The sequence below is a fragment of the Staphylococcus sp. HMSC077D08 genome, assembly GCF_001837945.1.
In the GTDB taxonomy this organism is placed as follows: Bacteria; Bacillota; Bacilli; order Staphylococcales; family Staphylococcaceae; genus Staphylococcus; species Staphylococcus epidermidis.
Genome location: NZ_KV834828.1, coordinates 28023 through 45509, shown reverse-complemented (window position 1 = coordinate 45509; position 17487 = coordinate 28023). Strand labels below are relative to the sequence as shown.

The 17487-nt window shown below is 33.5% G+C and carries 14 protein-coding genes; 2 read left to right on the top strand and 12 right to left on the bottom strand.

Going from position 1 to position 17487, the window contains the following annotated elements; all coding sequences use genetic code 11:
• Positions 1–331: 331 nt before the first annotated feature.
• Entirely contained in the window at positions 332–1693 is a 1362-nt protein-coding gene (brnQ, locus tag HMPREF2663_RS11365; protein ID WP_070846481.1) for a branched-chain amino acid transport system II carrier protein, read from the bottom strand.
• A gap of 347 nt (positions 1694–2040) precedes the next feature.
• Here brnQ and HMPREF2663_RS11360 point away from each other — a divergent pair, with 347 nt between their 5' ends.
• Entirely contained in the window at positions 2041–3258 is a 1218-nt protein-coding gene (locus tag HMPREF2663_RS11360; protein WP_002491273.1) for an ArgE/DapE family deacylase, read from the top strand.
• A gap of 141 nt (positions 3259–3399) precedes the next feature.
• Here the strand turns inward: HMPREF2663_RS11360 and pflA are convergent, their stop codons facing one another.
• The 11 genes from pflA to cntK all read right to left on the bottom strand — a co-directional run bounded on the left by pflA (position 3400) and on the right by cntK (position 16322).
• Positions 3400–4155 (bottom strand): pyruvate formate-lyase-activating protein, encoded by a 756-nt coding sequence (pflA, locus tag HMPREF2663_RS11355; protein WP_070846479.1) that lies wholly within the window; start codon positions 4153–4155, stop codon positions 3400–3402.
• 21 nt (positions 4156–4176) lie between these two features.
• Positions 4177–6423, bottom strand: coding sequence for a formate C-acetyltransferase (gene pflB, locus HMPREF2663_RS11350; RefSeq protein WP_001830559.1), 2247 nt, complete (start codon positions 6421–6423; stop codon positions 4177–4179).
• Between the two features lie 744 nt (positions 6424–7167).
• On the bottom strand, positions 7168–8358 hold the full coding sequence (locus tag HMPREF2663_RS11345) for a staphylopine family metallophore export MFS transporter CntE (RefSeq protein ID WP_070846477.1): 1191 nt from the start codon (positions 8356–8358) through the stop codon (positions 7168–7170).
• 11 nt (positions 8359–8369) lie between these two features.
• Positions 8370–9119, bottom strand: coding sequence for an ABC transporter ATP-binding protein (locus HMPREF2663_RS11340; protein ID WP_070846475.1), 750 nt, complete (start codon positions 9117–9119; stop codon positions 8370–8372).
• A complete protein-coding gene (locus HMPREF2663_RS11335; RefSeq protein ID WP_070846473.1) occupies positions 9112–9927 on the bottom strand; it encodes a staphylopine uptake ABC transporter ATP-binding protein CntD in 816 nt (271 codons plus the stop codon). Before HMPREF2663_RS11335 ends, HMPREF2663_RS11340 begins: the two co-directional genes overlap by 8 nt.
• Entirely contained in the window at positions 9914–10792 is an 879-nt protein-coding gene (gene opp1C / locus HMPREF2663_RS11330; RefSeq protein ID WP_002446855.1) for a staphylopine uptake ABC transporter permease subunit CntC, read from the bottom strand. Before opp1C ends, HMPREF2663_RS11335 begins: the two co-directional genes overlap by 14 nt.
• Positions 10789–11724, bottom strand: a complete 936-nt coding sequence (gene opp1B / locus HMPREF2663_RS11325; RefSeq protein WP_070846471.1) for a nickel/cobalt ABC transporter permease — start codon at positions 11722–11724, stop codon at positions 10789–10791. Before opp1B ends, opp1C begins: the two co-directional genes overlap by 4 nt.
• Positions 11725–11736: 12 nt before the next feature.
• Positions 11737–13335, bottom strand: a complete 1599-nt coding sequence (gene cntA, locus HMPREF2663_RS11320) for a staphylopine-dependent metal ABC transporter substrate-binding lipoprotein CntA (protein ID WP_070846469.1) — start codon at positions 13333–13335, stop codon at positions 11737–11739.
• Positions 13336–13385: 50 nt separating this feature from the next.
• Positions 13386–14678, bottom strand: a complete 1293-nt coding sequence (gene cntM / locus HMPREF2663_RS11315; RefSeq protein ID WP_070846467.1) for a staphylopine biosynthesis dehydrogenase — start codon at positions 14676–14678, stop codon at positions 13386–13388.
• A complete protein-coding gene (gene cntL / locus HMPREF2663_RS11310; RefSeq protein WP_070846465.1) occupies positions 14671–15486 on the bottom strand; it encodes a staphylopine biosynthesis enzyme CntL in 816 nt (271 codons plus the stop codon). The genes cntM and cntL overlap by 8 nt, the downstream gene beginning before the upstream one ends.
• Entirely contained in the window at positions 15483–16322 is an 840-nt protein-coding gene (gene cntK / locus HMPREF2663_RS11305) for a histidine racemase CntK (protein WP_070846463.1), read from the bottom strand. The genes cntL and cntK overlap by 4 nt, the downstream gene beginning before the upstream one ends.
• A gap of 577 nt (positions 16323–16899) precedes the next feature.
• Here cntK and HMPREF2663_RS11300 point away from each other — a divergent pair.
• Positions 16900–17472 carry a DUF5067 domain-containing protein gene (locus HMPREF2663_RS11300; RefSeq protein ID WP_002475437.1) on the top strand — a complete coding sequence of 191 codons (573 nt, stop codon included), beginning with the start codon at positions 16900–16902 and terminating at the stop codon, positions 17470–17472.
• Positions 17473–17487 lie beyond the last annotated feature (15 nt).

Below are 17487 nucleotides of genomic sequence, written 5' to 3'. Positions count from 1 at the left end.
ATTTATTAATAACGATTTACTTATTACTATATGTCACAAACATATAAAAAGTAAACTTATCATATAATATATGTTCCTCTGTCAACGTCGGTTAATTATGAAAAAATATTAAGTAGCTCCATTCCGTTGCTTAATACTTTTTTATTCACTTATAAAAATCCAAGAAAAGAGAGAGCGATTTCGCCCTCTCTTTTTTGTGTAGTAGTACTATTAAATTTTATCTCACTAACAATTAATATACTTATTAATAAAATGATGTATTTAAAAATTATAATAATCTTGAAATATAATTATTAAGAAATTCGCAGTTATATCATTTATTAACTCAGCCTTATTGTACGTGGTACGATTTTTTAGCAGTCATAAAGTATACAATAATACCAATAATGAAACCAATAAGTGCTGGAACAATCCATCCCATACCAATGTTAAAGAATGGGAGATAATTTTCACCAAATCCAATGATTGTTTGTGCAAATTTTGTATTAACAAAGAACTCTGGACTTGCTTTCACACCATCTACAAATGCCGCCACCATTGTAAATAATGTTGTAAATCGATAGACAATTTTAGAATGTTTAAATAATGGACTAAGTAATGCTAATAAAATTAAAGTAATCGCTAAAGGATAAATGAACATCAACACTGGTGTTGAATACATAATAATTTTTGTTAAACCTACATTAGCAAATATACAAGCTAATATACTCACCCCAGTAGCTAACCAAAGATAGTTAGATTTAGGGAATAACTCTGTAAATGTTTCCGAAAAGGCTGTGATCAATCCTATTGCTGTTTTCAGACATGCCACAATGATGATTAGTGACAAAATAATAATTCCGTAATCCCCTAAATAATGTTGTGCAATCTGAGCAAGCGCAATACCACCATTTTCACTTACTTTAAAACGACCTAAACTCATCGTACCCATTAAAGCTAATAAAGTATAAATAACGCCCATAGCTATAATACTAATCGTACCTGATTTTAAAGTTTCTTTAGCGATTGTATTCGGATTAGTAATCCCCAACTTTTTAATTGTAGTAACAATGATAATACCAAATGCTAATGATGCCAAAGCGTCTAATGTATTATATCCATCGATAAACCCTTTGAGTAACACGCTATTGCTATAATCAGCACTTACTGGCGCATGACTAATTCCACCCATAGGACGGATAAATGCAAGCACAACAACAATTCCAAGCAAGATGAGAAAGACCGGATTTAAGAATTTTCCAATATAGTCTAATATTTTAGAAGGTTTACGCGAAAATAACCACGCTACTCCGAAGAATAAAATACTAAAAATAGGCAACAACGCTTGGGCCGTACCAGATGAAATAAATGGTGAAAATGCTATTTCAAATGACGTCGTCGCAAGTCTTGGCAACGCAAAAAACGGACCTATAACAAGATACAAGCCAATTGTGAACAAATAACCATATATTTTACTTATCCTTGAGGAAATTTCAAAGACCCCGTTTGTTTTAGATACACCTATCGCTATAATTCCTAAAAAAGGTAGTCCGATAGCCGTGATAAGAAATCCTAAATTGGCGGTCCATACATTTGCCCCCGCAGTTTGACCTAAGTGAATTGGAAAAATGAGATTTCCAGCACCAAAAAATAGACCAAACAGCATTGAGCCGATAAATAGATTCTCTTTTAATGTTAATTTATTTTTCATCATTAATTATGTATCTCCTAATATGTATTATTAGCTATTATACATGATTTTAACCGTCTGCGTGGCACGAAGTTATATTTATATATGTGTGTATTATTACACCTTAATCTCATCGCTTTTCATTTTATAACACGATTCAAACTATAAATAATGAAAAATTTTTAATATTTCTATACATTGTTGTTTTTTTATAAGAAATGTTAAGTCAATATTTATTTTTTATTAAAAATCCATTTATTTTAGCATATAATTTTTAATTAATAAAAGTTTTTGATAATATTAAGTGTACAAGGATTTTTATTTTTTATTAAAAAGTGAAAATCATTACTAAAAATGAGGAGGACTGTGAAATGACTGTATTGAGTGAGCAAGACAAAATAAGATTATTAGCTGATATCGTCAAGATTCAAACTGAGAATGATCATGAAATTAAAGTATGTGAGTACTTAAAAGACCTGTTAAGTCAATATGATATTGATTCTAAGATTGTTAAAGTTAATGATTCACGCGCTAATTTAGTTGCTGAAATTGGTAGTGGCGCTCCAGTCTTAGCAATCAGTGGACACATGGATGTTGTAGATGCTGGTGACCATGATGATTGGACTTTTCCTCCATTTGAACTCACAGATAAAGATGGCAAGTTATTCGGCAGAGGTACCACTGACATGAAAGGTGGTCTTATGGCGATGGTCATCGCGATGATTGAATTAAAACAATCAAACGCATTAAAGCAAGGTACGATACGTTTATTAGCTACTACAGGAGAAGAGACGGAACAATATGGTGCACAATTACTAGCTGATGAAGGTTACTTAGATGATGTGAGTGGTTTAATTATTGGCGAACCAACTAGTAATATCGCTTACTATGCTCATAAAGGTTCTATGAGTTGTGTAGTCACAGCGAAAGGTAAGGCTGCACATAGTTCTATGCCACACCTAGGTACAAATGCTGTTGATATTTTAGTTGATTTTGTAAATGAAATGAAACAAGAATATAAAAATATTAAAGAACATGATAAAGTACACGAGTTAGACGCTGTTCCAATGATTGAGAAACATCTCCACAGAAAAATTGGTGAAGAAGAATCACATATCTACTCTGGATTTGTAATGTTAAACTCTGTATTCAATGGTGGTAAACAAGTTAATTCTGTTCCTCATAAAGCGACAGCTAAATATAATGTAAGAACTGTTCCAGAATATGACAGCACTTTCGTGAAGGATTTATTTGAAAAAGTCATTCGTCATGTGGGTGAAGATTATTTAACTGTAGATATACCTAGCAGTCACGATCCAGTGGCAAGTGATCGTGATAATCCTCTTATTCAAAATATTACACGTATTGCACCGAATTATGTACATGAAGACATTGTTGTGAGTGCATTGATTGGTACAACTGATGCATCTAGTTTCCTAGGAACAAATGAAAATAACGTGGATTTTGCTGTCTTTGGACCTGGAGAATCTATTATGGCGCATCAAGTTGATGAATTTATTAGAAAAGATATGTATTTAAGTTACATTGATGTTTATAAAGATGTATTTAAAGCATATCTAGAAAAGTAAACTATTTAAACTTATGATCATATTTTTATTAAATAAAGTTAATTGAGATATATTTTAAACTCAGTTTATCGACTGATTAAACGTAAAGAAGCCTGAGACAACGATTGATGTCTCAGGCTATTACTATATATATTTATCTTTCTATAATGTTACAGGTATTTTGCCATTAAAGTTAACATAACGATAAGCTTCTTTAACCGCTTCATCGTCAGGCGGTTCAACATTTTCGAGTTGATAAGGAATGCCTAAATTTTTCCACTTATGCACACCGAGTTGATGATATGGTAAGATTTCAAACTTTTCAACGTTATCTAAAGAATTAATAAATTCTCCTAGTTTTATCAAATCTTCTTTATCATCCGAAATACCAGGTACTAAAACATGTCTAATCCAAACAGGTTGTTTCATATCAGATAATTTACGTGCAAACTTTAAAATATGTGTGTTAGGTTTGCCTGTTAATTTGATGTGCTTATCATTATCAATATGTTTAATATCTAATAAGATTAAATCTGTATGCTTTTGCAATTTATCAAAATGACGATTAAATGCTGGTGTATCATTCACACATCCCGCAGAAGTATCAATGCATGTGTGAACACCATTCGCTTTTAATTCCTTGAATAATTGCTCCAAGAAAGGCATTTGTAGTAATGGTTCGCCACCACTGACTGTTACCCCACCACCTGAAGCTTCAAAGTAAGGTTTGTACGGTAAGATTTCATTTACCATTTCATCAACCGTCACTTCTCTTGATGGTTCGTTAATCTTCCAAGTGTCTGGATTATGACAATATAAACATCTTAACAAACAACCTTGAGTAAATAATATATATCTAAGTCCTGGCCCGTCGACAGTGCCCATACTTTCAACGGAGTGTAAGTGTCCTTTAAGCATTTTGCTCCCACCTTAAATTTATTACATAGATTCGTGGAATGTACGTGAAATAACATCTAATTGTTGTTCACGTGTTAATTTAATGAAGTTTACAGCGTATCCAGATACACGAATCGTTAATTGTGGATACTCTTCTGGGTGTTCCATTGCATCAATTAATGTTTCTCTATTAAATACGTTAATGTTGAGGTGATGACCATGTTGCATTGCATAACCATCTAACATACTAGTTAAGTTTTTATTTTGATCTGCTTCTTCTTTACCTAGTGATTTCGGTACGATACTAAATGTATTTGAGATACCATCTTTACAGCAATCGTATGGTATTTTAGCTACTGAACTTAGTGAAGATAATGCACCTTTTTGGTCACGACCATGCATTGGGTTTGCGCCAGGTGCAAATGGTTCGCCAGCTTTACGTCCATCTGGTGTGTTACCAGTTTTCTTACCATAAACAACGTTTGAAGTAATTGTTAATACACTCATTGTGTGTTCAGAATTACGGTATGTTTTATGGCTACGTAATTTAGTCATGAAACGTTCAACTAAATCTACTGCAATTTCATCAACACGACTGTCATTATTACCATATTTAGGGAAGTCGCCTTCGATTTCAAAGTCAGTTACAAGACCTTCTTCGTTACGGATAGGTTTAACTTGTGCATATTTAATCGCTGATAAAGAGTCAGCTGCTACAGACAATCCAGCGATACCAGTTGCCATTGTGCGAATAATTTCTGTATCATGTAAAGCCATTTCAAGACGTTCATAGCTATATTTATCATGCATATAGTGAATGATATTTAATGAGTTGATGTATACGCCAGCTAACCAGTCCATCATTTTTTCATATCTTTCGAAGACTTCATCATAATCTAGTACGTCTGATTTAATACCTTCATAACTAGGCCCAACTTGTTTACCAGATTTTTCATCTTTACCACCATTGATAGCGTAAAGTAATGCTTTAGCTAAGTTAGCACGTGCACCGAAGAATTGCATTTGTTTACCAATCTTCATGGCAGATACACAGCAAGCGATACCATAATCATCGCCATAGCTTTCACGCATTAAGTCATCATTTTCATATTGGATTGAGCTCGTTTTAATACTCATTTTAGCACAATAGATTTTGAAGTTTTCAGGTAAGCGAGTAGACCATAATACTGTTAAGTTTGGTTCTGGTGCTGGACCTAAATTATCTAATGAGTGTAAGAAACGGAATGAGTTTTTAGTTACCATTGGACGTCCGTCAATACCTACACCACCGATAGATTCAGTTACCCAAGTTGGATCTCCAGAGAATAATTCATTATATTCAGGCGTACGCGCGAATTTAACGATACGTAATTTCATAATGAAGTGGTCAATGATTTCTTGAACTTCTTGTTCAGTGATGTCACCATTTTGTAAATCACGTTCAGCATAAATATCTAAGAATGTTGAAGTACGTCCTAAACTCATTGCTGCACCATTTTGTTCTTTGATAGCAGCTAAATATGCTAAGTATAACCATTGCACAGCTTCTTTGAAGTTAGTAGCAGGACGGCTAATATCAAATCCATATTTTTGACCTAATTCTTTTAAATCTTGAAGTGAACGATATTGCTCTGATAATTCTTCACGTAAACGAATTACATCTTCAGACATTTCAGTAGACATTGTGTTAAAGTCTTTAAGTTTTTGTTCCATTAAGAAATCTACACCGTATAAAGCAACACGACGATAGTCTCCGATAATACGTCCACGTCCGTAAGCATCTGGCAAACCAGTAATAATACCAGCTTTACGACAGTTTAACATTTCTCTTGAATATGCATCGAATACACCTTGGTTGTGTGTTTTACGATATTCAGTGAAGATTTTTTCTGTTTCTGGATCTAATTCGTAACCATACGCTTCACATGCTGCTTTTGCCATACGAATACCACCGAATGGTTGCATAGAACGTTTGAATGGTTTTTCAGTTTGAACACCAACAACTTTTTCTAAATCTTTGTCTAAGTAACCAGCGTCATGAGAAGTGATTGTCGATGCCACTTTAGTATCCATGTCCCACATGCCACCGCGCTCACGTTCTTCTTTTGATAATTGCATTACTTGATCCCATAAAGTTTCAGTTGCTTTTGTAGGACCTTCTAAAAATTCATCGTCACCTTCATATAATGAATAGTTCAATTGTATGAATTCTCTCACGTCTATATTTTTATTCCAACGACCTGTTTTAAATCCTTGCCAAGCATTAGTATGATTATTTGTTTCTAACATACTCTCCGCCTCCATTTCGTATTGTTAACGTTTTCAACGGCAGTATACCATGAAACATGTGATTAATTTCACATAATTTGTGGCATATTTTCTACTAAAGTTTGTATAAATTACGAACCTGTGACAGAAGTTATAACAGTTTGTGAATAAATTATCCTGTTACATAACAGTTTTCTGAAAAATTCCTTCTATAATGAAACCTCATAGCAAGAAAAATTCACTATCTTATAACGAAAAGTAAAACAAAACCTGAGACAACAATTGTCTCAGGTTTTGTTTATCTATCATTAAATTAGAAACTGGCTTAGTCTTTTTATCTCTGTTACTAATAAGGCTAAATTGAAAAACATATCATAGATATTACAGATGTGCGTTTGAGTGTCCTAACACATAAATTTTATAGACAGTTCAACTTAGAGCTCATAAGCTATATGAGGATTGTACTCAAAATAAATTCTACTCTACCTCATTTTTCATACTCTTAATTTACCTCTTTATTATTATTGATTTAGCTTCTTTCTTTTTAAAAATCCATAAAACTAGAATTAAAAAGATATGAATGTAAAAATTTCTTCTATTGTAATCAAAAAGCGTGAATATTCTAATGCAATAAAAGTTTGATATAATTTCGTTTCTTTCGATTTAACAAAGTAAATAAATCGATTATTTTTACATGTGCGGAAGTGTAACCTCAGACAAACTGGAGGCTCCCTTTAAATTTATCATTATTTTTATGTAGTGCTGCTATGAGGCTTTAGAAACACTTTGTCCTTGTCTAATTTTACTTAGTATCATTGCAATAGTAACCAATAAAGCGCATAAAATATACATCCATTTAAATCCTATCGTATCTGATATTGGCCCCATGAGCACACCTCCTAGTGAAATCCCTAAATCTGCACATGCTATAAACAATCCTAATAACATATTACGTCCTATCTTTGGTAAGACAAAACTTAAATACGTTGTCAATGTAGGATAAACGAGCGCTTGTGTTATTCCAATAAAGATTGCACTTATATATACAAATATACTCAATATTTGTGGTCCAAAAGCTACAATGATTGAAGCAATCATCAGTAACGTTAAGACAATCATCATAAACCGGTGATGCCATAAACCATCAGATGGTACATACTTACGTAAATAAAATCTAGCTATCACTACTGTAATGGCTTGAATTGTAAGGAAAATACCTGCATTCGCGAAACCTTCCCTAACTGTATATAATGGTATAAAAGTACTCATCGCACCAAACACGATAGATGACAAAATCATAATCATACCACTGCAGAAGAGTGCTTTATTTTTAAAAAATTGAACATATACAGTCATTGCATTAAAAGGTAAGACTTCTTCTTTTGGTGCTACCTCTTTTTGTGTATTTGCAAAAGTAGTTCTATAACCAAATAAGGTTGTTGTTACTGCAATAAAAATCATAACAATAGCAAATATGGACATATTTTCCACGTGCCAAATCCCAACTGCAATTAATGGTCCTAATAAATTGGGAATTGTTGAAAATAATGAATAGAGAGATACACCTTCTGAACGATATTTCTCAGGTAAAGCATCTATAATACCCAATTGTAAAGACATTGAGAAGAATGCCGTACACACACCTTGCATGATACGTGCAACCAAATAACCTTCAACTCCTGTAAACCCATATAATACCAGTGCCATAGCATTAATCAATAATATAATACGCAATACTTTAATCGGTCCTACACGTGCAATAATTTGACCAGCCCAAGGGCGAAATAGCATTGCCGTTAGCATGTAAGCTCCCATTACAATTCCAATTACGGTATTCGTCGCCTCCAAGTCATGTCCTCTTAGAGGTATGAAAACATTGAGTATGGCATTCGCACTAAAAAACATCAATGTTAAAATATATAATCTTAAAAATGGCCAAGACATGGCACCTTTCATATTGTCACTCCTTAGATTGATAGTTGTTTATCAATCAGTTCTCTTGTATAACCATTTTGTTGCCTATGCAATTCACTTATAGATGTCCTAGCTTCGATACAGCCATTTTTAAAAATAAGCAAGTCATCACATATATACGTGGCAGCTTGTATATCATGAGTAATAAAAATATAACTCAGCTGATGTGAGTGACGTAACCTTTTCAATAAATCTAATATTTGTGTTTGCATAGACATATCTAATGAACTAATCGCCTCATCAAATAATATATAATCTGGTTGCATACATATCACACGTGCAATAGCTACACGCTGTCCTTCTCCACCTGAAAGCATATGTGGATAACAATACAAACAATCAGATTTTAACCCTACTTCACGTAGTAACGCTGTTACATACTCTTCCATATTCTCCTTTGATGTACATCGACACTGATTCATTACTTCAAACAAAATATCTTTGACAGTATGAAAAGGATGCAAAGAAGAAGTATAGTCTTGAAAAACCGCAGCAATTCGATGACGTCTCACTTTTTTTAAATGAACAGGCTGACCGTCCAACGTCACTTGTCCTTGATCTGGTTTTTCTAGTCCTAAAATCATACGACTCAACGTAGACTTTCCACTTCCACTTTCTCCAATAATTGCTATTGATGCACCAGTGGGGCAATCAAATGACACGCCTTTAACTACAGGAATACGTTTATCACGAAATATTGATTTTTTTCCATAAAATTTAATAACATTTTGAACCTTAAGCATTGAAATCACCCCTCAGCACTAACTGAAAATAATCATGAATTGTCTTTTTAGTAGATAATAAATAAGCTGTATAGTGATGACGAGGTTGTTGTAATACCATATTTGTTCGACCTTCTTCTATCACGCGACCTTCTTTCATAACTACAACACGATCTGCAATTTTATTAATCACTGTGAGGTCATGAGATATAAAAATCATGGCGCAATCAAAATGTTGTTTTATATCTTTAAAAGCATTGATAACTTCATATTGTGTAATGATATCTAATGCTGTGGTCGGCTCATCAGCAATAATCAATTTAGGTTTCAATGCCAATGCTAGTGCAATCATCATACGTTGAAGCATCCCACCTGACAACATGTAGGGATATGCTTTTAATAACGAACGGGGATCTTTCAACTTCATATACGTCATATAATGAATGAGTTCTTGTTTTATTTGTTGCTTTGATAATGTCGTATGTGCACGCAAAGTTTCAATCATTTGCTTCCCCACTTTAGTTGAAGGATCAAATGCTCGTGTTCCTTGTTGCATAATCATAGCAATATCTTTACCACGAATTTTGCGTAGTTGCTTTTCAGTTATTGTATTTAAATTTTGATGTTCAAAAAAGATATCTCCGCTTACAGATAAACGTTGAGCATTTAAACCTATTAATGCTTTACAAGTAATCGATTTTCCGCTTCCACTTTCTCCAATAATACCTAATGTTTCACCACATTGAACTGTGAAATTCACGTTATCAACGAGTGTCTCATCTGACCATGTGTCCTTAATTCTTAAATGCGCTACTTTAAGCAATGTCATGTGCTTTCACACCTTTCTTCAATGCCAGTCGTTTCTCTTTAGAGGACATACGAGGATCAATCGCCATTTGTAAAGCATCTGATAAAAAGTTAAACGCCATTACAATTATGACGATAGCCACACCTGTTGTCATCATCATTCCAGGATGTGTGAACATTACTTTTCGTGCTTCATTAAGCATCATCCCCCATTCGGCTGTAGGTGCCTTAACACCTAATCCAAGGAACGAGAATCCTGACATTTGTAATATCATTGAGCACATCGAACTACTAGCAATAATCGCTATGTCAGTAAAGGTTAGTGGCAAAATATGTTTGCGAATGATTGTTAAATCATTCATACCAATTACTTTGGCAAATTTTACATGATCAGCTTCAATATATTGCATTACACTGGTTCGAATCACGCGACAAAACCACGCCCATCGAGTCAATATAAACGCAATGATAATATTTTCTACACCCATGCCAAACAACGTAATCAATGCCAATGTCACCACATAACTTGGAAAAGCTAACATCACATCGCATATACGCATAATTATTGCATCGATATAACCTGGGAAATAACCTGAAATAAACCCAAGTATCGCTCCTATCACAACGGAAATAATCAATGCGACAAATACATATAACAAACTAGGTCTTATGGCGTATATTATCCGTGTTAATACGTCCCGGCCTAAATGGTCTGTCCCCAACCAGTGAGACCAACTTATACCAGCAAATTTATTTGCTGTATCAATGTGATTCGGTTCATAAAATGTAATTAAAGGAGCTAAAACTCCAAGCACTACGTAGATTGTAATAATAGCTATAGCAACTATGGCACCTCTATCTTGAAATAGACGACGTAACACAATCATTTCATTGCCTCCCTTAAACGCGGATTTAATATTGCATTAATGATATCTGCAAGTGTATTAAAAAGAATAAACAACACCGCGACAATGAGCACGTATGCTTGAATTACTGGAAAATCATGTTCAGTAATCGCTTTAACACTTAATGGTCCTAAACCTGGCCACGCAAATACATTTTCAATAACGACTAAACCTCCCATGATCATTGGTATCGACATACAAAAAATAGATACGGCTACCTGTAATGCATTACGTAATACATGCAGCAACATTGTCAGACGAGGTACACCACTAGCTTTTAAATACCAAACATAATCTTCATTTAATTGTTCAAGCATAGATCGCCGGACATTTCTAAAATAAATTCCTGCATAGGTAATCGTAATAACAAAGACTGGAAGAATATAACTTTCTGGACCTGTGAGTCCTGAGGTTGGTAATAAATTGAGTTTTACAGATACATAAATAACTAATATTGAAGCTACCCAATATGAAGGCAGAGCTGTTAGTAGAAAAGCTATTGAACGTATAGCACGATCTGTAAATCGACCACTAGTCAAAGCACTCACTATGCCTAGAACAACAGATGTTATCATCACCACCACACTGGAAATCAAAGTGAGTTTTAATGTATTCATAAACGCTGGACCCATACGCTCAGATACTGGATCCCCTGTGATATAACTCGTTCCAAATTTAAACTGCAATGCATCAACAAGCCAATTTTTATATTGCGTGAATATCGGTTGATTTAATCCATATTTTTCTTTAGTTTCAGCTATTAAATCTTGTGTTATATTAGGTGTTCCTTGGGCATGTAAAATTGTTACGGCTGGATCTTCGTTCGTGAGATAGGTCATCATGAAAGTCATAAAAGTCACTACAATTAATAATGGAATCATGAGCGTAAGACGTTTCATAATAAATTTAACCATGACGACGCTCCTTTATTTATATTGCATTTCATTAAATGGAAGCTCATATTGTGATTGTGTAAAGGATAATTTTTGTAAATCTTTAGGTGCAACAACAGTCATTCTGCCGTGAGTAATTGGAATAAAGACACCTTCATCGTCAACTTGTTTTAAAATTTGCTGATACGCTTTTGAACGTGCCTTTGCATCTTGAATTTTGAACGCCTCATCAATATCTTTGTACAGTTGTGTCTTATTCTTAATACCTAATGTTGCACTTTCATACCCCGTTTTCGTCTTAAGTGCTGCTAATGTACTCTGAGGATCATATAATAGCCCCCATGTTTGATTAAACATTAAATCGTAATCACCAGAACTACGACGTTCAGCTACTTTATCTGACGTTTCTCCGTTTATATCTAGTTGTACACCTAACTTCTTAAATTCTGCTTCTAAGAATTCAGCTTGTTCTTTTTGACTGGAAGACCCTTTGTCATAATACAACTTAAGATTCAAATCTTTGCCCTCTTTTTGACGAACTTGTCGATCTTTTGAAAGCACCCATCCAGCCTTGTCTAATAACGCTTGCGCTTTTTTCTTATCATATGTTCTTGTTGGTAAATTAAAGTTTATATCTGTCACATTTTTAGCAAATAGTTGTGTGGCTGGCTTTTCTTGTTTGTCTAAAATATCTTGAGCTATTTTATCTCTATTTACCATGTGACCTAATGCTTGTCTGACTGCTTTATCACTGACTGCACTATCTTTCTTACCAGAATTAACAACAAGCATTTTTGTATTCATAGCCTGGCTACGTTTTACTTGGTAGCTTCCGGTTTCTTTTAATTGTTTTAAACTATCTTTATCTAAGCTGTCTGTACCTCTATCATCTGTATAAGCAAAGTTGGTTTCTCCTTTTTTCATTGATAAAAATGCTGTTTCTCCTGCAGGTTTAACTTTTGCTTCTACTTTATTTAATTTTGCCTTTTCTCCCCAATATTGATTATTTTTATTAAACTCTGCAGATATATCTTTTTTGTGTTCACCCATTTTAAATGGTCCTGTACCGTCAAATGATTTCACACCATCTTTGGTTGTGCCGTGTTTAAAATCTTTAGGCGATACAAAAACGTATGGTCGTGGCATAGCTAGTTCTGCTAACGCAGGTTGATAAGCTTCCTTCAAATGTAGTTGTATCGTATACTTATCCTTAACTTTGACATCATCAATCAGTGTTGAAAGTCTTAACCATGAATGTAGTTTCTTATTTTGTTGTACTGCATCGATGTTTTTCTTCACTGCATCTGCATCAAATTTCGTACCATCATGAAAAGATACATCATCCCTTAAATGAAACGTATATGTCTTACCATCAGGTGAAATGTCCCATTTTTTTGCTAATAATGGCTTAATACCATCCTTGGTATTGCGAACTAACGGCTCATAAATCATACTCTCTGCTGACATTGAACCTCCATAAACATGGGGATTCATATCTCCAATATCTTTGACAGTTGTATATGATAATACTTTATTCTCTTTTTTCTCTGTTAGTTCTTTGTTACTTCCACAACCGGCTAAAATAATTCCAGATACAAAAATGACTGTACTTAGTTTTGTGAGTTTATTCATTGCTTTCCTCTTTCTTTTCGAAAATATGTAAACTTATATCATTACGTTTTTTATTTATAAAAAGTTAAGTAGTTCGTCACTAACGCTAAATCCTGTTTAAAATGATGTAATTCGAATTGCCTTGATAGTTGTTGATGTAAATGTGTGTCACAGTATTGTTTAACAGTATTTTCATAACGTAATAACAATGTGTCAATCATCGGTGTTGCAACGTTTAATGCTCTTCCAATCGCTTGAATTATCAAAGTACGATAATAATCTTCACTCGGCATGCGTGGTATATGTATGACTCCTTGTTCATCAGTATCAACATGTTTGTATGGTACGGCAGAAAAATCAAAATATGCACCTTGATCGTCCGGATTAGAAAACGGATCGATTAAAATTGCTGTATATCGCACATAAAGTAGATACTCTTGATGAATAGCTGGTAAATTTTCAAAGTTTTCAATATCTACTTCGCACATGGTCTCATAACGTATAGGGTAGTTTTCTTTCACCATAAACTTTAGAAGATTGACCGAAGGTACCTTTAATTTTTTTAATATCATCATCATTTCTTGCCACATTAATCGCATTTCGTGTATTAAGGTCATTGTGATTGGTCCCTCTGGAAATAGCTTATATACATATACTGGTACTTTCGTCCCTTCAAATACCGCCTTTAATGAAAATTGATTCATAAACAATGGTGGGTGTACATAAAGTGAACTATTATGTATCTCCGCATGTAGTGGTGTGTCCATCGTTGTTAATTCTATATTTAAATAGTCAAATAAAGACTTAAGCTTACACAACATCATAGACTGAGATTGAGTCGAACCTACGAATAATTTTGATTTAACTCGTGTGGTTAGGACACAATGTGGTTGTGCTTTATCAAATATTCGGGTATCGCCTAGATAAGTGGAAAATGAAATCACTTCACCTTCACATTGAACATCTGATAGTAATTGCTTAACAAGCATATGTGATCCTAATGTTGGTGAGACCAAGATGATTTGCTTAATACGCTTTAATGTGGACTTAGATAATTGCTGTAATATCGGTCGATACGCATCGGCAGTACATGCTAAAATCACCACGTCATAATATTCCGTAATATCTTTAACATCTTTAAAAAAATGTCTAACCGTAAACTTACCTGAAAAACACTGATGTGCATCATTTTGAGTCATTACTGAAAAAAAGCCGTCACGTTGATACGCATCAAAGACTCTCTTAGATTTGGTTGATGCATGAACGCGACTCACCATATCAACTATATGTTCTCCATGTAAATGACATAGTCGAGCAAGTTGAATAGCGACCGGTCCACTACCAACCATTAATATTTTAGACATGTTCAACACCAACTTTTGATGCCACTTTACGATAAAGTGCAATATCAAAAATCTGCTTCGGTCGTGTTTGTAGTTCTTCACATCGCCACTGTGTTTCGTCAGTTGCTTGAGATGGATAATTAAACAATGCTTTTATATCATCACCGTATCGCATAGCTACAACAACTTCATCATTCGTCAATGTGTAAAGTTCATTCAAAATGTCATATTTGATAGGTATCGTCGAACTGAATATAATATGTGTCACAGATTGGATGTCTTCTAATTGATCAACTGTTTGATTACTAATAACGATATCTTCATTTGGCGCTAGTACATTGACGACACGTTGCCCTAAATCAACTGCTTCCAAATCTATATCTATACCAATGACCGCAGCGCCAGTTTCTTTAGCAACTTGAATCAATGTCATAGGATATGCACCCGAACCAATCAGTAATAATTTGTCATTTTTTCCAATTTGCCATCTTCCGAATTCTTCATTAATGCAATGCTCTATATTTTCGAAATAACCTGACGTGGTCGCCCTACCATTCAACAAACGTTGTGCGCGAATGACTTCTACTTGTTTCACACATTTTGCTGATACCTCTTGAAGCTTCTTGGTTAAGCTCATTTTTGTTTCTAAATCGTTCCATGTTAAATAGTGATGCTCTGCCAAAGGTTGAAGTATCCATTGACTGTATTCATCAATCAAATTTTCTAAATCAATAATATGCCGACTATCTTCCAAAACGAGTTGATGTAAGTACGTAAATTGTTCTAAATAATATTGTAATTGGTTCTCTATTTTTGTATGATCATTCATATTTGCGTCATTGTCTCCTGTTCTATATATGCTTGTCCTGTTGCGACAGTTGAAACTTGACCCTTAATCGTTGTTTGGTATTCATTTTGTCCAGACTTTCTGGATGAGACAATAATGCTGCCTCCGGGTTGGTTAACTAGGTAATCTTGAATATCATGATCTGTTAGATAATTAACTAACACACCGATAGAAGCCGCTCCTGAACCACAGCTATTTTCCCAGATTAAGCTATCTATTTTAGGTATATGTATCAATGGATATATGAATTGTTTAGCTTGTTGAAAAAGCATGACGCCAATCGTTTTAAATTGTTGATGCCATGTTTGCGCACTGACAAAATCTTCCACGCGCTGTTTCATTGCTAAATCTACACCATCACACATCAACACGTAATGAATGTATGTATCATAGCTAATTTCAAATGCTTTAAACTGTTGGTCCCCTAATTTCACAAATCTTTCCTTAACTTGATGTACTTTTGGCATAGTCACTTCATAATGTTGCGAATGAACTTTACACTCTACAGGATGAGAACATCCCGAAACTCTTAATTGAAATTGTTGATGCTGTATCAATAAACGTTCTTTTAAATAGTGAATGTAAGACATAGTCGCATTACCACAAAATTCATTTCCACTCATTACCAAGTGATAATTATCCCCATTTTCATAGTTTACTGATTCAATGAACCCTACTTGTTCACAACACACATGTGTTGTCGCCATCAACTGATGTGCAATCGCTGCGTATTCGCTCGGTTGATGCTTTGAATGAACAAGAATTGTCATATTTCCAGATGGATTATATTTTGAAAATTCGACCACTTGACGTTGCATAAAACACTCCTTTTTATTGTAAATTTTTAAATTAAATTGTTAATAAAAATGATTAACCTCATAAAAATCAATAACTTAGAATAATTGCATAAAACAAATCGTAATTGTTACGATTTGAGAATTATATTAAACGAGGCACATACAGTTGTCAATATAAATGATAATTATTTTCAATTAAGAGAATAAAGTGAAATGAATATTCTTATAAATATCTACGATAAAAAGTACATATGTCTATATTTAAAAACTTGGTTGATACGCTTTAAATGAATTTAAATTCAATTATCATCTGAAGTGTTTTTATTAAAGAATATAAGCAGAAAAAGTTTAACTAAATTAAATGACACAAAATTATAAAAACAAATATATAAATACTAACAATATTTTAATTATCTTCTATGTTGGCAATGCTATAGATTTCATAGAATATTTAAATAAAAGTATTACTATTAAGCAATACAAATGATATACTTAATAGCGAAAATATCCATTATATTATTATATTGAAATTATTATTATTAGGATATTTTACATTTACATATTTATTTTATTTCTTATTTACGGGAGGATATTAATAATGAAAAAAGTATTAGCACTATTATTTGCGTCAACACTCATTTTAGGAGCATGTGGTGACAAAAATGACGAATCTAAAAATGATTCTTCATCTAATTCTACAGATAGCGTTTCTGTAGACAAAAATGACAATGAAGATAAAACAACAGCGAAATTCAAAAATGATAAATTAACAACAGACAATTTTGATATTGAAATTTTAGAAGCCAAAACTGTCAAAGCATCTGAGTACGATGATGACAAGAAACCAAGTATCGCTATCATCTATGGTGTTAAAAATAAAAAAGACAAAGATTTAACAGCATCTTCAGCATTTATCAAATCATTTGATATTTATCAAAATTCTAAAGATGTTAAGAGAAGATTAGAAATTGGCGGTGGATTTGATACTGATTTAAAGGAAAAATATGAAGAAGATATGGATAACAAAATTAACAAAGATGGAAAAGTAAAAGGTGTTATGTTCTTTAAATTGAAAGACACTAAAACACCAGTAACACTTGAAGCTAAAGATCCAAATCATGGCAATGACGAAAAAGTGGGTACTAAAGAATTTAAAATTAAAGAAAATTAAAAATATAGATATGTA

What these genes read in the sequence shown, in the direction of transcription:
- brnQ (WP_070846481.1), bottom strand. Translation starts at nt 1,693, where the DNA reads ATGATGAAAAATAAATTAACATTAAAAGAGAATCTATTTATCGGCTCA.
- HMPREF2663_RS11360 (WP_002491273.1), top strand. Translation starts at nt 2,041, where the DNA reads ATGACTGTATTGAGTGAGCAAGACAAAATAAGATTATTAGCTGATATC.
- pflA (WP_070846479.1), bottom strand. Translation starts at nt 4,155, where the DNA reads ATGCTTAAAGGACACTTACACTCCGTTGAAAGTATGGGCACTGTCGAC.
- pflB (WP_001830559.1), bottom strand. Translation starts at nt 6,423, where the DNA reads ATGTTAGAAACAAATAATCATACTAATGCTTGGCAAGGATTTAAAACA.
- HMPREF2663_RS11345 (WP_070846477.1), bottom strand. Translation starts at nt 8,358, where the DNA reads ATGAAAGGTGCCATGTCTTGGCCATTTTTAAGATTATATATTTTAACA.
- HMPREF2663_RS11340 (WP_070846475.1), bottom strand. Translation starts at nt 9,119, where the DNA reads ATGCTTAAGGTTCAAAATGTTATTAAATTTTATGGAAAAAAATCAATA.
- HMPREF2663_RS11335 (WP_070846473.1), bottom strand. Translation starts at nt 9,927, where the DNA reads ATGACATTGCTTAAAGTAGCGCATTTAAGAATTAAGGACACATGGTCA.
- opp1C (WP_002446855.1), bottom strand. Translation starts at nt 10,792, where the DNA reads ATGATTGTGTTACGTCGTCTATTTCAAGATAGAGGTGCCATAGTTGCT.
- opp1B (WP_070846471.1), bottom strand. Translation starts at nt 11,724, where the DNA reads ATGGTTAAATTTATTATGAAACGTCTTACGCTCATGATTCCATTATTA.
- cntA (WP_070846469.1), bottom strand. Translation starts at nt 13,335, where the DNA reads ATGAATAAACTCACAAAACTAAGTACAGTCATTTTTGTATCTGGAATT.
- cntM (WP_070846467.1), bottom strand. Translation starts at nt 14,678, where the DNA reads ATGTCTAAAATATTAATGGTTGGTAGTGGACCGGTCGCTATTCAACTT.
- cntL (WP_070846465.1), bottom strand. Translation starts at nt 15,486, where the DNA reads ATGAATGATCATACAAAAATAGAGAACCAATTACAATATTATTTAGAA.
- cntK (WP_070846463.1), bottom strand. Translation starts at nt 16,322, where the DNA reads ATGCAACGTCAAGTGGTCGAATTTTCAAAATATAATCCATCTGGAAAT.
- HMPREF2663_RS11300 (WP_002475437.1), top strand. Translation starts at nt 16,900, where the DNA reads ATGAAAAAAGTATTAGCACTATTATTTGCGTCAACACTCATTTTAGGA.